Here is a 13,516-nt window from a genome sequence, read left to right as displayed (position 1 = left end):
GCCCCTTTATTAGGGCAGATTTTTTCACTTCACTTACTTAGAGGCCTCACATGAAATTGTGATTCCCCCTAGTAATCATTTTTCATGTGGTACACTTTTCTAGCTATTCTCATATTATTAACAACATTGAATCGATATAAAGGTGAAAGAGAAATTTAACATTGGCAATTCAAATTTTGAATGAGTTTATAGTGGAGTTTTGCGAATGAAAAATGAGACTTGAGAACTTTTGAATCTTTGTTGTTCTAGTATCGGCTTATACTGCCTGCCTTCCAATCAGAATGTTAGATTCATGAATGCTTTGCTAACTATTGATTTTGATTAAAATCTTTAGCGATAAGAAAGGTGACAATCAAATAGAAGATTGTGCCGAAAAACATACCATTTAACAAACTGATTAACAACATCTTACAAATCAGACCAACATAATAAGACACTGGCGTCCCTGGAAATACAGCCATATTTAACAGGCTAATCATAAAGGTTAAAGCAAAGAATATAATGAAAATCCTTCGAAATAATTTGGATTTTAACATTGTCATTTTACTTCCTCCTCAGTATATTTTATGTGAAAAATATACTTTATCCATTGCATAAATTCCATTTTAAAGTAAAAAGCCCTTTAAGGGCCTTTTACTAAGCAGAATAACCGATACTTGCTGTATGACCTCTCCTAGCTTCATCATGACTTGCTGTAACTTCAGATGTGAAATAACTCACAACACTTATCACACTCATCACCACGAATACAATGGATACAGTTTTAAATTTCATATAGACAGTCACCCCGCTTTACTTGAACTTGGAAATAAAGAATTTTTTCATAAAACAGCATTGCCTTGTCTTTATCTCCCAATTCATTATAATATTTTGCGGCATCTTTTGCTAAGTCTTCAAGGTCAGGATACATGGACTTCATCTCTAACCATTCTGAAATTTGCTCTAGTTTTTCAAAATTGTTGTCAACGTATAGTGATTTTAAAAACGTAAAGATACGTAACAGCACATGATCTTTCAGTTTTTCAGATAGTTCTATACCGCTATCCAAAGCATACGTACCTAAATCCTGTTCGTTCTTTTTAAAATAGGCTTTTGACAACATCACGAGAGGGTCTAAAATCCGATTTAAATGCTCGTAGCCCCGCTCTTTAAATGCTCGAATCGAGTCATTAAAGTGAATAATTGCTTGTGCTAGGTCACCGTGATGAAAATAGCTCAACCCTAAATTATAGAGCGCTGACCCTTCTAATCTTTTTGTTGAGTGATCGGCAACTTGTTCTAGTGCGCGTTCAAAATGTGGAATGGCTTTTTCGGGACAGCCCATATCGATATAGTTTAAGCCAATGACAAAAGAACATTGAATTTCTCTAACTGTGTATGTATCTTTTTCTCGGTAACATTCTATCGCCTGTGCGATATGGTGCATGGACATGTGGGTTTGTTTCATGTGGTAATAGATTTCAGCCATTTTGTAATTGAACTCGGCACGTTCAATATCGTCACTTACAAGGGTTAACTTTTTTTCTGCCCGCTTATAGAAGGTAATCGCATTTAAGTATTCGTAGTTCTCAAATTCATACATGCCGTAGAAAAAATTGAAGTAATATTCTAGCAATCCTGTTAATTTCTCTTGATCTTTTTTTATCTTCACTGCAAGTTCCCTGAAGTTCGCTCGTTCTTTCCCATTTTCTAAAGGATCCAAGTAATCTAGCATTAATTTATGTCTGAACTCCATGAGTGAGAAATATAATAATAGATCCTGATTTTCTTCCATATCATCAAGCATCGATTTGATTTCTTCTTTATACGCCTCGGCATCAGGAACATTAAATCTTTGAATATGATAATACCATTCATTGATTTTCAAGCCGACGTGAGAAGAAAGTACTTTTTTCATCCACCCCTACTCCTCCCTCTATTTTCCCTATAATGACATATATTATCATTTTATAAATCTTTCGACACCGAAAATAAACCGCAAAAAAGCCCCTTGTAAAGGAGCTAAAACATAAATGATCTTTCTTCATAAACAAGAACCCAGTATTCCGCCCCCGGTTCTCCTTCTTCTACCACTGCCTTCCAACCTCTTTTGTGATAGAAAGATAAAGCCTTGTGATTTTCGGAAACGCATTTGAGGGTGACCGGTGTTCCTAGAACTTCTATAGCATGTTGAAGCAATAGATCTCCAGCCCCTTGACCAGCCGCATTTGGATGGACAAACAAGAGATGAATAAAACGATCTGGTACATATAGAGAAATGAAACCAAGGATTTTATTGTTCTTCTCGACTAAAAAAATTTGTTCCTCCCGGGTATCCTGATCAAAATCATGCTGATGTATTTCTTCCGTATGGAGCCAGTGAAAACTTTGCCGGCGGGATTCGAAATAAATGTCTCTTAATTGTGGATAGTCGATCGTTTTTGCTTCTCGTATAAGCATGTGAATCCCTCCAATTTCCAATTAAATAGGGCAGCCTCTAGACATGATGACCGAAATGCTTCCAGCGAGTAAAATTATGAGCTGGATCCTTCTTCACGTTTTCCCCCTAACTTCATAGATAACTGAACACCAATCATCAGCATCACGATGGCGAGCATTGCGACAATAGCAGCTTGAAAATGTCCGCTGATATCGAAAATCAAACCGATTAAAAATGGACCAAATCCTCCCATGACGTACCCGCCCATCTGTGACATCGCTGACCATGTACCGGCTTCTTCTGGCGTACGCGTTTCAATAATAGGCAGCATAAGCGCCAAAGGAAATAATCCACCTGCTCCAATCCCTAGAAAAATAACAGCTGGCAGGATCGGCATTGGCAATAGAAGGAATATGAGGCCAATCAGCTCTGACAAACTGCATAAGATCAGAAATAATTTCGGCTTTCCTAGACGATTGACGATGTTTGGAACGAGTAATGCCACCGGAATCTGAATGAGTGTAAATATCGTAAGCAGCATGGCGGCATACTGCGGACTATTCCCAAAATCAAGCGCAATGGGTGAAATCCACGCTGTTAACGAATAGAACATGCTAGACATAAAGCCAAAGAACAAGGTGAATTGAATGGCTTTTTTGTTTCGCAGCGGTAATCTCAGTGGCACGTCTGCAAGATCCGCTTGTTGGTTTTGACGAGCTAGACCGAGCCATAAAATCATGGCAATAACGCCTAAAATCGCCCAGCAGGATAACGCAAGTGGAAGGTTATGCTCACTGCGAAGGTAAATCGGAATGGTCAAGCCCGAAGCAAGTGCAGCTCCAACTGTCATCGATATAGAGTACACACTGACAATCCCAGGACTTTTCGGGAAATACTTTTTAATAAAACTAGACAACAATGGTCCGGCAAAACTAATTCCAACTCCTCCTGCAAAAGCAGTCATGAGAAGGATGGTAACCGTTTGACTTGTACCACGGAGTCCAGTCGCAATTGTGATAAGAAAAATCGAGAAAAAAAGAGTTCTCTCTAATCCAAACCGGCGGCTTAGTTTCGTTGCTACAGGGGCAAACACTCCCATGCACAAGACCGGCAAAGTGGTTAAAAGACTTGCCGTGAGTGCACTAACGCCAAGGTCTGATTGAATCATGCTCATCATAGAAGCTACGGATGTAATGATTGGGCGCAAGTTTAAGGCAGCTAAAAATAAAGCAGCTAAATAAAATATTTTTTTTATCAATACTCTTCTTCCTCTCTCATCTTGTTGAGGTTACTATGAGTATAAATCCGCTTCATTCATTGATCAATACAATAATTCGTATTATGATGATAGGAAAATACTATCATTAATGAAAGGATGGCATATGGATACTCGTCACATTACCTATTTTATGGCTGTATTCGATCATTTACATTTCACAAAGGCTGCAGAGCAACTAGGTATATCACAGCCTACATTAAGCCAACAGATTCAGCTGCTTGAAGCTGAAGTTGGGATGCCGCTTTTTGACCGAATCGGTAAAAAAGTAGTTGCAACTGAAGCTGGTACGCTTCTTTATCAATATGGCATGAAAATGCTTCAGGCTGAACGAGATGCCAAAAATGCTATGAAAGAGCTGTTATCTGAACAGCGGGGTACCGTTCGGCTTGCCGTCCTTCCCTCTGATCTTGACTTTCAGCTTGTTCCGCTTTTTGTAGAATTTAAAACGCTGTACCCAGAGATCAACCTAAAGGCTTTTTCGACCATCTTTGTTCGTGACGAGGTGCTCTCACATAAAGTCGATATCGGAATTGGGCTGCGCGGGCCTGCGGATAAACGACTGATTCAAATTCCACTTGGCGATGAGCCCTACGAATTGTTTGTTCATTCAGACAGTGAACTGGCAAAAAGGCGTGAAGTGACGCTAAAAGAGCTGACAAAACATGCACTGGTCATGTATCCAAAAGGCTATCTAGGAAGAGATTTGGTCGATGACGTATGTAAAGAACACGGTTTTGAATTGGACACGGTCATGGATGTTGGGTCTGCCACTTCATTATTGCAGCTGGTTGAAGCCGGTATCGGCGCCACCATCCAGCCAAGAGGGCTGTTAAAGCAACATTCAGCATGGCCTAATATTGTCTCTATCCCTATTTCTGCCCCTGCTCCTGTTCGGCATCTTGAATTAACGTATTATGCCGATCGATTTGTGACCAAAGCGCAAAAACAGCTATCTGAATGGCTAATAGACTTTTTTAAATCAAGAACAAACTAAAAAGTGAGGGTAACACATGAAGAATGCAAACAGCATATTTACAAGAACAAACCGGGTTGTGATTCGTCAGTTTGATCAGCAGGATATTGAAGCATTTTATCAATACCGATCAAATCCCTCTATTGCCACATTTCAATCTTGGGAAAACTACACGCACGAAGACGCTGAATCATTTGTACAACACCAAATGACGCAACAACCTAATCAACCAGGGACGTGGTTTCAATACGCGATTGCCTTATCTGAATCCAATCAGTTGATAGGAGATTGCGCCATTCATACACTCGGCAGCGAGCCTAGAATCGTTGAAATAGGATTTACACTCGCGCCTGAATTTCAAGGAAAGGGCTATATTCATGAAGCCTTGAATTCAATGATCGAATATATTTTCACTACACTGAACAAACATAAAATCATTGCCTTTACAGATGTACGCAACGAAAAATCTATTCGAGTGCTGGAACGTTTAGACATGAGACGCGAAGGACATTTGCTACAAAATTATATGTCAAAAGGACATTGGGTCGATGAGTATCAATATGCGATTCTTCAATCCGAGTGGGCCGCGAAGCGTCATTAATCATTTATTTCCTATTCAAAATCCCTAAATAAGCGCTCCACGGTCCTACATCGGTTCGATATCGTTCCGCCATGACCCGAACAATGTGGGAAATATGGGTGAAATCATGGACAACCCACGCAGAAAGTAATTCGCTCACTTGCACGACGCCGAATTCTGGATGGACGCCCTTTTTCTCTAGATCAAGACTTGAATGTGTCATACGCTGAATGTATGCCACATTCTCCATCCGCACATGATGAAGCTCCGCTAGTGCTTGTTCTATCTGTCTTTCAGTTTGATTCAAATGGGAGTAGCGGTCAAATGCAGGAAATGGGGTATCCTCTCCATCAGCAAGAATGACATTTAATCGGGGAATCCAGTTGAATTTCTCTGCTTCAATCAAATGTTCAATGACTTCAACGGGATTCCACGTTCCCTCCCCTTCACGACTGTGAAGCCAATCCTTCGATAAACCTGACAAAAGACTTTCTAATGTACGAGGAGTTCGACTCAACATATCTAAAGCTTCATCCAAATTGAAATTCATATGGTAGCTCCTTTATCAATTTTTCTTTATTCTAATGTTTTTTGATTAGATTGCAACTCATACCTCAAAACAGATAAAGAAGAAAATAAAAGGTGCTTTTGATCAACCTTCTATATACAAATAGAACTTTTCTATAACACCCACCATCCTTTCTTTTTTTATAATAGAAAAAAATGAAATGCGGTGATAGTGATGTCTACAACGATTGGGATTATGGGTGGTATGGGCCCTTTAGCGACGATTGATCTGATGAAAAAAATTATCTCTCATACACCAGCTATTAAAGATCAGGATCATCTCCATGTGATTGCTGATAATTATCCGCAAATCCCTGATAGAACCAATGCCATATTTGGGAAAGGCGAAGATCCTACAGAATATATGATTGCATCAGCTAAAAGATTAGAACGCGCAGGAGCGGACTTTATTCTGATTGCATGCAATACCGCTCACTTCTTTTTAGAAAACGTACAACAATCCACTCATATCCCTATCATGAATATGCCATTAGAAACCGCAAAGCACCTGAACAAACATCACTATACGTCTGTGGGCTTACTATGTACTGATGGCACATTAAAAACCCAGCTCTATCAAAAGGCTTGTGCCCATCACAAGATTGATGTCATGACTCCTAGTGAAAATCTTCAGAAAAACGTGATGAATGGGATTTATGCCGTGAAAGCAGGGAAATTGAGTAAAGGCGAAATTGAACTGGCGTTAGCTGCAGAAATTTTAATCAATCAAGGAGCAGAAGCCATCATTGCCGGCTGTACAGAAATTCCTTTAGTTCTAAGGTCAACCAAAGCTGTGAAAGTGATTGACCCTACTGTCATTTTGGCGAAAGAAGCTGTAAAATTAGTGTATGAGCTTGAAAAGCTAAACATTTAAAGAACGTCATATAAGGGGATAACATGAATATTGAGAATATAGAAGCGTTTATTTATGTATGCCAGCTAGGCAGTATCAATAAAGCTGCAGAAGCACTGTATTTAACCCAGCCTTCTGTTTCGGCACGTATTCAATCGTTAGAAAAAGAATTAGACCTGAAATTATTTGATAGACAGAGAAATAAACTATCTCTGACGGAAAAAGGTGAACAGTTTTACCCGCATGCCAAAAAGATTCTCCATTCTTATCAAGAAGCAAAGCATAGTCTTAAACAAACGATGATCCCTTATGAATTGACGATTGGATGCGCATCCTCTATTTCCAATAATCTATTGCCTAACATATTGCCCGCCCTAAAAGAAAAATACGAAAACCTGAAAGTGAAAATTGTAACAGGACATTCAAAGGATGTAGTCCAAAAAGTGATTAACAACCAAGTAGACTTTGGCATTGTCAGGACTGAAACACATCCTCAAATTGAATCCATCCCGATTTTCAGCGATCCAATCGGGCTGTTCGTCCCAACTCATCACCCGCTCGCCAGCCTAGACAACATCAATATGAAAGAACTAGAAGAACAACCTTTTATTTTCTTTGACTATGGGTCATTTGATTGGTTGATGCTCCACCGATTATTTCAAAAAAACAACATCACACCGAACATTTCCATTGAGGTTGATCATATGGAAACTGCAAAAAATTTGGTGCTGCAAGGAATGGGACTATCGTTTCTTCCTCATCATTGTGTTAGAAATGAAGTAAAACAAGGAACATTAAAACAAATTTCAATCGATCCATCTATCAATTTCAACATCAATATTGAGTTTATCTATAAAAAGGGAAAATCCAAATCCGTTTTCATTGATCAACTCAAACAGTTTTTTCATGAATTAGATTAAAAAAAGCCCTTTTTGGGGGCTTTTTTTCTTTCACTATCGTTTTTTCACTGGATGAATGTCCCCTCCCAAAAAGGCGATATTCGGATCTCCACTATTTTCTAGAAATTCAGCCATTTCTTGCAGCTCTTGATTGATACGGTCATTCCTTGGCATATCTGGGTTTAACAGAAGGTTGGAGTGAATAGCAGTAGCTGTTTCATACAAGACATGTTGATCTTTTATCTGTTGAATGCACTGTTTCATGCGCAAGAAAAACCATGCAATCTCTTCAATGTCTTCCATCGGATAATGCGCTATTTTGAAGAGATTCTGCTGACGAAGGTCTCCTCTCTCAAAAATGTGTTCAAGCTCTTCTTTACTGATATATAAATCCGAAGCTTCCTCCTCAATCTCTATTACTTCAACCATGGCGTCGTCAGCTGTATATAACCGCTCAACAAATTCATCGAAACTATCTGCCAGCTTAAAATCTACTTCCAGCTCTAAATCGAAATAGTGAATAGGAGGATGTTCCTTCGTTTCTCGATAATCCATGGCGATCCATGTATCTTCTTCCCCGCTGATGAAAATAAGTCCCTCAGGCAGCTCCAATTCATCACTTAACTGAACACTATTCATAATTACATCATCTTTGGCGATTCCTCTTAGATGGTCGAATTGAACATGATCCTCTGCCCATGAATTCGGCCGTTCGGTTGGAAAAGCATTGCGAACTGTAAAACCACCATTCCATTCTAAAATGAGTTTTTTGTATGTATCAGGTAAAGTGACACCAAGCGTTCCCTCTGCTTCATGAATTTGTTCCTCATCTATCTTTTCTAACGTAAAAGGACTCTCTTCATCTTTCTCCCAGAATGATTTCAAAGTGGATGCCTCCTCGTATCTATCTGAGATAAGTATAACATTGACCAACTGTTCATTTACTCATTCTACTTCATAAAAAAACAGACTCTTAAAGTCTGTTTTAATCTTGTCTATACGTTTTCAGAAGTTGTATTTCGATCAATCATAGTCGTGTTTCGATATGATTTTTGTTCCTCCATTGTTGTATTCAGAATTGATTTTGTTTCAATGATTTTTAAAGTTTCTGCTGTTGAAACACTTAACAATACAATGGATACAATGATTAGGAGTCTTTTAATCACCATACAGACACTCTCCTTTTTGAATATCATTTTGAGCTTTAAGAGCCTTTCTATTCTGCTACTCTTTCCAAAAAGAAACCGTAAATAAAGAGCTCCCTCTCAGGAGCAGTGTGCTAAATACGCTGTCATAAACCATAACTCAATGGACTACTTGTGTGTCTGATTTTCTTCTAATAATTTTATAATCTTTTCATTAGATTGTTGAATATTTCTCTAAATCGATACCATGTTCCCTGTAAATCCTATCAATATAATGAATAAAATAATGATCATCCACATAAAATTGCCTCCTATGGTTGAATTAACGTTCTAATAGAAGAATAGCCTCTAAAATTAACTTCCTCAAATTTAGTACTATTATCAAAAGGTGCAGGAAAAGCAATGACTTGAAAATTCTTTTCCTTTTTCACTTTTGGCAATTTTATTTGATAAACATTTGTTTTTTCACTTTCTACAGATACATACATCACAGGTTTTCCATTGAATTTTTGTTGATCGAATTCCGAGAATGCGACTAAAGCATAATTCATTTTTTCTTTACTTGTATTATCCACTTGGAGATAGACCGGCATTTGACTTTTTGAAGTATACAGCACTTTATTTGAAACCTTTCCTGAAGCCATGAAAATTTCTTCTCCAGTTAATTCATCCGTTTTATATATTGGAGAAAATTCACTTCTAATATGATGAGATGAAGCTTTTTTTGTAATGAATCGCATAATATAATTTTCTTGTAAACCTGTCGCTATATCTATATGACTATCTTTCAAATGATACTTTGCTTCGGGAACAATAATAAACGCTATTTCTCCAACATCTTTTGGTAATGTCGCTTTGATTGGTAATGTCATCACCTGGTCTTTAGTCATCTCAAATGTGTATGATTTAGCTGGTCTATGATTATCTGCAGAAAATGCTATTTGATTAAAATTTGCTAGTAAGAATAACGTGTACTTTCTATCTGCGTCTATGTAGTGTGAGAAGGAAAGAACTTTGTTCATTTGGTTCTTCTTAATCAAACCGATATCTAGAGTATCAAGAAGCTTCCCCTCAGGTTCATACATACCATATGATACGGTCTCCGTTCCTGGTCCAGTAACATCCAACATTTCATCATTATAGTCTATATCGCCAGAGACTTTTCCTTGTCTGACAAATAAAATAAAAGTCATTAGTAATACGATGAAAATGGTTATGAATAAAATTGTTCTATGTCTCATCACGACTATTAAATTTTAAAAGTCTTTTGGCGACTAACAGTTTTATAACCACTATCTTTATATAAAGAGTTTCCAATCGCTCTACCTTTACATCCCCAGCCACCATCAACACCACCGGCAGCATTCGCTCCAGCATAATTTGATTTCTTCGCAGAATCGGTCTTGCTTTTAGAAAGTCCTCCATCTCCTCCATATAGTCGTGATTTTGCTTCTATATAATCAATTTTACCCTTTGACTTCGCTGTCGTTAACATGCTGTAGTTACATTGAAATATCTCGCCAATCAATCCACCAGTTTTTCTTAGTTTCCAATTCGTAACATAGTCAGCTTTTGCCGATTTTTTGTTAGTTGAATGCGATACAGAATCCGTTGAAGTATCCTCTGCAATTGTTATCCATTCAGTTTCATTTTTCTCAACAGTAGTTGCTGAAACAGTTGCAGGGAATATCGTGCTAGCTAAAAATATTGAAGACAGTAATAATGTATTGCTTTTTTTCATCATGTAAACCACCTTTATCAATTTTTAGAGTAAATACATATACATTTAATTCAATATAATGATTTTAGGATAGAGTGAGCATACATTTTTTCACATCCGACAAAATCACTGCTTTCTTCTATAAGAATCTCCCGCCCTTTTTACAGTTTCAAAATATTCCATTACTCCGTAGTTCATCACCTATCATTAATTAATTTAGAAGCTTACATGACAAACACTCAGAATCATTTTTCAGGCCTACTACTCTTGAAGACAGTTTCAAGCTGAAAATTTCTATACCCCTATCCACACTCCATCAATTCCCTTTATATTACATTTATTATCACATAATGGAATTTATAAAACACCGAAAAGAAACCGCAAAAATAATTGAGAAACAAAACATGATTGCCTTATTTGCAAACTAATAACTTCTTCATCACACAACAAATAAGCAGACTCGTTAAAGTCTGCTTTATGCTAACTTCTATAAACCATTGGAAACCTCTTGCAAATCACTCCTGACATTTAGGACATATCCAATGAATCGTCTAACCACTCTTCACAATGTTCAATAAGCCACCTCAAATATTCCACATATTGACCGGCATGATAGCCGTCACAAACAGCATGATGGACTTGAATCGCGACTGGCAAGGTGATTTTTTCTTCTTTCATCTTAAATTGACCTACCGTAAATATTGGTAGTAAATAAGTTATATCTGTAGATACATTAAGGTTAAAAGAAGTAAAATCAATCCACGGCAGACTTGAAATATTGAACATGTTTTCTGGCATATGAGGTTTCGGAAATAGGTTATTACTTTTGCTGTAAGTGTCCATGTCCGCTACACAGCTTTTATAAAACCGAGCAAAGTTTTCGTCATAAGGCGTCCAGATACTTGAAAATGTCTTTGTTTCTTTATTTAAAATCGTATAACTAGGATGGAGAATCTCCCAGTAACCAAGTGCATCGTTCACTTGATCCATCCGAAACTCAGGAATTTGCTGCACAGCTCTTGCTAACAAATAAATTTGCACAGGATATACTTTTAGCCTTTTTTCTTTTAATATTGCATACAATTTTGTGATGTCTAGATCGATCACCAGACTATATGTGCATCGGGTTACCGTCATATAATGATGAAAGTGCTCTTTTCTCGGATAATTTTCATCTATTTGTTTAAACATTTTTTATCTCCTCCTGAATGTAATTGCTTGTATTCAGGAGGAAGCTTTATCTGTTTTTACCACCACGATCATCCTTTCAACCGGTAGGTTATGTTTCTGTCTACCACTACTCTAAGTTATAACGTTTTCATTCAATGGCTACCATAAGCTTAGCCTACGATAAAGCCTTCAGCAATTCTTCTTAAGTGATCTTGACTAACGTGAACTTTTCTAGTGCTCTATATCTTTCTCAGCTTACAAAGAAGATATAAAAATCCTGTAATTATTAACGATATACTGTATTCACTTCTATCTTTTCTGTAGAAGCTATTTATCCTCCTCTTCTTCTTTAATATCCCCCTCTGGTATTTCTTCGTTTTTAAGAGCAAAAAAGATATTCCTTTTTTATATTCTACGAATGATTTAAATTCTTTGCTAGTCATGTCTTTTCGTAATTAATATGTATATTATACCATTCTATCCTATAACAAATAACCTATTTACTTCATTTATTTACAAATGATAACATTATTTAAAGAAGGAAGAATATTTCTAACAACTAAAACAATTATTGAATTATTAATTAGTTGAAAGCTTAATCTAAAAAATATTCCAAAGTAGGAGCTTATTATGGGAAAATCAAGTACTTCCAAAGGTTTAATATTATCAATGGTTGCAGGAATTTCTGTTTTTATACTCTCACCTTTTGCAGAAGCAAATGCATCTAAAGCTTTTGAGAAAGAACAGTTCTATTCTTATTCATTTGTAAAATCTTCTTTTGATCAAGCAAAAGAGCCTACAATAGATGAAATAACACAGTATTGGAATTTAAATGAAGTAGAAACAGAAAAGTTCAAAAAAGCAATTAAAGGAGCTCAATCAAAAACAAATGGAGAAGCTATTACACACGGTAAATTCACATGGGCTATAAAAGCAATAAAAGAAGCTTATGATCAATTACCTACAAAACTGAAAGTAATGATAGGCGGTGTTACAGGGTTAGAAACAATTCTAATAACTATTGAACATTATACAGGCACTCTTGAACATGGTATTTATTTAGGTGCTCTTAAAGTTACTGGAAGTGAAAATGCAGCATGGTGGGTTGCTAAAACCATCATGTTGTTCGTTTTTTAAAATGTACTAAAACACACCTAGATGCTGAAACAAAAAGGAGGTTCTTGGTTAATGACACAGGAAAATAAAGCATCCAAAAGTTTGTTAATTACTTTACCCATCGTTATTATAGCTGTTGTCTTGATTTTAGGAAAAATTGATACACCTGTAACAAATATTTTATTTTATGTAGTAGCTTTCGGTGTAATGGGTTTAACTGTTTCAAGCTTAGTAAAAGACTACAAAAAAAAGAAAGATTGATTCTGTGCAGAGAGCCACTTTATGTAGCTCCCTGTTTAAGAAAAACAGGTCAACGAACCACCACCTATAAAAAATTTTATTGTTAAATGGTGCACCTGTAAAAGTAGTGAGTGAAAGACTAGGATACAAAAGTATAAAAGTAACGCTTCAAACATATGCTCATGTACTAACTTCAACAGGCCAACAGATAGCTGATCAAATGGACGGCATTTTAAATTAACCACACTATATTTTCAGTGTGGTTTTTATTTTGGTAATGTTACCTTTTTCTTTTTGGTTTTAAAAATACAAAAGCCACTCTCGATTATCTCGAGAGTGGCTCTGTATCAACATCTATGATTCCGACTGGCTCGAACCAGCGAACTCTATCCTGTCAAGGTGAATGACCTCATCCGAAGCAAACAGACCTTCCCTGAAAAAGACTGATTTAATAAGGTTCTATGATGAGCCTTTCTGATAAAAAATGTGCATTTCTGAAGAGAGCTGAAAGGGTTCGTCCCCAATCCGTCCCCATAAAAAACAGACCATGCAGGG

General features: G+C 36.9%; 15 protein-coding genes. 6 read left to right on the top strand and 9 right to left on the bottom strand.

Going from position 1 to position 13,516, the window contains the following annotated elements:
• Positions 1 to 763: 763 nt before the first annotated feature.
• The 3 genes from MHH31_RS06010 to MHH31_RS06000 all read right to left on the bottom strand — a co-directional run bounded on the left by MHH31_RS06010 (position 764) and on the right by MHH31_RS06000 (position 3,674).
• Positions 764 to 1,897 (bottom strand): tetratricopeptide repeat protein, encoded by a 1,134-nt coding sequence (locus MHH31_RS06010; RefSeq protein ID WP_058337460.1) that lies wholly within the window; start codon positions 1,895 to 1,897, stop codon positions 764 to 766.
• Between the two features lie 104 nt (positions 1,898 to 2,001).
• Positions 2,002 to 2,439, bottom strand: a complete 438-nt coding sequence (locus tag MHH31_RS06005) for a GNAT family N-acetyltransferase (RefSeq protein WP_058337461.1) — start codon at positions 2,437 to 2,439, stop codon at positions 2,002 to 2,004.
• A 74-nt stretch (positions 2,440 to 2,513) separates the two neighbouring features.
• A complete protein-coding gene (locus tag MHH31_RS06000) occupies positions 2,514 to 3,674 on the bottom strand; it encodes an MFS transporter (protein WP_058337560.1) in 1,161 nt (386 codons plus the stop codon).
• A gap of 112 nt (positions 3,675 to 3,786) precedes the next feature.
• Between MHH31_RS06000 and MHH31_RS05995 the strand changes: the two genes are divergently transcribed.
• Positions 3,787 to 4,692 (top strand): LysR family transcriptional regulator, encoded by a 906-nt coding sequence (locus tag MHH31_RS05995; protein ID WP_019743043.1) that lies wholly within the window; start codon positions 3,787 to 3,789, stop codon positions 4,690 to 4,692.
• A gap of 16 nt (positions 4,693 to 4,708) precedes the next feature.
• Positions 4,709 to 5,272 (top strand): GNAT family protein, encoded by a 564-nt coding sequence (locus tag MHH31_RS05990; RefSeq protein ID WP_035700391.1) that lies wholly within the window; start codon positions 4,709 to 4,711, stop codon positions 5,270 to 5,272.
• 4 nt (positions 5,273 to 5,276) lie between these two features.
• Here MHH31_RS05990 and MHH31_RS05985 read toward each other — a convergent pair whose 3' ends face one another.
• Positions 5,277 to 5,801 (bottom strand): DinB family protein, encoded by a 525-nt coding sequence (locus tag MHH31_RS05985; RefSeq protein ID WP_058337462.1) that lies wholly within the window; start codon positions 5,799 to 5,801, stop codon positions 5,277 to 5,279.
• Positions 5,802 to 5,993: 192 nt separating this feature from the next.
• Here MHH31_RS05985 and MHH31_RS05980 point away from each other — a divergent pair, with 192 nt between their 5' ends.
• Both MHH31_RS05980 and MHH31_RS05975 read left to right on the top strand, forming a co-directional pair.
• Positions 5,994 to 6,692, top strand: coding sequence for an amino acid racemase (locus tag MHH31_RS05980; RefSeq protein WP_058337463.1), 699 nt, complete (start codon positions 5,994 to 5,996; stop codon positions 6,690 to 6,692).
• Between the two features lie 23 nt (positions 6,693 to 6,715).
• A complete protein-coding gene (locus tag MHH31_RS05975) occupies positions 6,716 to 7,591 on the top strand; it encodes a LysR family transcriptional regulator (RefSeq protein ID WP_024720161.1) in 876 nt (291 codons plus the stop codon).
• Positions 7,592 to 7,624: 33 nt separating this feature from the next.
• On the opposite strand, the gene MHH31_RS05970 is transcribed toward MHH31_RS05975, so the two are convergent.
• From MHH31_RS05970 to catA, 5 genes are all read right to left on the bottom strand, one after another.
• Positions 7,625 to 8,455, bottom strand: a complete 831-nt coding sequence (locus MHH31_RS05970) for an SMI1/KNR4 family protein (protein WP_058337464.1) — start codon at positions 8,453 to 8,455, stop codon at positions 7,625 to 7,627.
• Between the two features lie 110 nt (positions 8,456 to 8,565).
• Positions 8,566 to 8,739: a RapH phosphatase inhibitor gene (locus MHH31_RS05965; protein WP_342495375.1), complete on the bottom strand. Its 174-nt coding sequence runs from the start codon at positions 8,737 to 8,739 to the stop codon at positions 8,566 to 8,568.
• Positions 8,740 to 9,026: 287 nt separating this feature from the next.
• Positions 9,027 to 9,908, bottom strand: coding sequence for a hypothetical protein (locus tag MHH31_RS05960; protein ID WP_342495374.1), 882 nt, complete (start codon positions 9,906 to 9,908; stop codon positions 9,027 to 9,029).
• Between the two features lie 56 nt (positions 9,909 to 9,964).
• Positions 9,965 to 10,456, bottom strand: coding sequence for a hypothetical protein (locus tag MHH31_RS05955; RefSeq protein WP_342473999.1), 492 nt, complete (start codon positions 10,454 to 10,456; stop codon positions 9,965 to 9,967).
• A 507-nt stretch (positions 10,457 to 10,963) separates the two neighbouring features.
• A complete protein-coding gene (catA, locus tag MHH31_RS05950) occupies positions 10,964 to 11,626 on the bottom strand; it encodes a type A chloramphenicol O-acetyltransferase (protein ID WP_342473998.1) in 663 nt (220 codons plus the stop codon).
• A 609-nt stretch (positions 11,627 to 12,235) separates the two neighbouring features.
• Here catA and MHH31_RS05945 point away from each other — a divergent pair.
• The gene (locus MHH31_RS05945; RefSeq protein WP_342495373.1) at positions 12,236 to 12,742 is read left to right on the top strand and encodes a hypothetical protein; all 507 of its coding nucleotides are present in this window, start codon (positions 12,236 to 12,238) and stop codon (positions 12,740 to 12,742) included.
• Positions 12,743 to 12,793: 51 nt separating this feature from the next.
• The gene (locus tag MHH31_RS05940; RefSeq protein ID WP_342495372.1) at positions 12,794 to 12,982 is read left to right on the top strand and encodes a hypothetical protein; all 189 of its coding nucleotides are present in this window, start codon (positions 12,794 to 12,796) and stop codon (positions 12,980 to 12,982) included.
• Positions 12,983 to 13,516 lie beyond the last annotated feature (534 nt).

This window comes from Bacillus sp. FSL K6-1033 (assembly GCF_038630765.1).
GTDB classification, from domain to species: Bacteria; Bacillota; Bacilli; order Bacillales; family Bacillaceae; genus Bacillus; species Bacillus altitudinis.
Note: the sequence above shows the minus strand (reverse complement) of the source record. Positions and strands in the feature narration are given on the sequence as shown.

Bases quoted from the DNA above. Each gene is read 5' to 3' on its own strand.
- MHH31_RS06010 (WP_058337460.1), bottom strand. From the start codon at position 1,897: ATGAAAAAAGTACTTTCTTCTCACGTCGGCTTGAAAATCAATGAATGG.
- MHH31_RS06005 (WP_058337461.1), bottom strand. From the start codon at position 2,439: ATGCTTATACGAGAAGCAAAAACGATCGACTATCCACAATTAAGAGAC.
- MHH31_RS05995 (WP_019743043.1), top strand. From the start codon at position 3,787: ATGAAAGGATGGCATATGGATACTCGTCACATTACCTATTTTATGGCT.
- MHH31_RS05990 (WP_035700391.1), top strand. From the start codon at position 4,709: ATGAAGAATGCAAACAGCATATTTACAAGAACAAACCGGGTTGTGATT.
- MHH31_RS05985 (WP_058337462.1), bottom strand. From the start codon at position 5,801: ATGAATTTCAATTTGGATGAAGCTTTAGATATGTTGAGTCGAACTCCT.
- MHH31_RS05980 (WP_058337463.1), top strand. From the start codon at position 5,994: ATGTCTACAACGATTGGGATTATGGGTGGTATGGGCCCTTTAGCGACG.
- MHH31_RS05975 (WP_024720161.1), top strand. From the start codon at position 6,716: ATGAATATTGAGAATATAGAAGCGTTTATTTATGTATGCCAGCTAGGC.
- MHH31_RS05965 (WP_342495375.1), bottom strand. From the start codon at position 8,739: ATGGTGATTAAAAGACTCCTAATCATTGTATCCATTGTATTGTTAAGT.
- MHH31_RS05960 (WP_342495374.1), bottom strand. From the start codon at position 9,908: ATGACTTTTATTTTATTTGTCAGACAAGGAAAAGTCTCTGGCGATATA.
- MHH31_RS05955 (WP_342473999.1), bottom strand. From the start codon at position 10,456: ATGAAAAAAAGCAATACATTATTACTGTCTTCAATATTTTTAGCTAGC.
- catA (WP_342473998.1), bottom strand. From the start codon at position 11,626: ATGTTTAAACAAATAGATGAAAATTATCCGAGAAAAGAGCACTTTCAT.
- MHH31_RS05945 (WP_342495373.1), top strand. From the start codon at position 12,236: ATGGGAAAATCAAGTACTTCCAAAGGTTTAATATTATCAATGGTTGCA.
- MHH31_RS05940 (WP_342495372.1), top strand. From the start codon at position 12,794: ATGACACAGGAAAATAAAGCATCCAAAAGTTTGTTAATTACTTTACCC.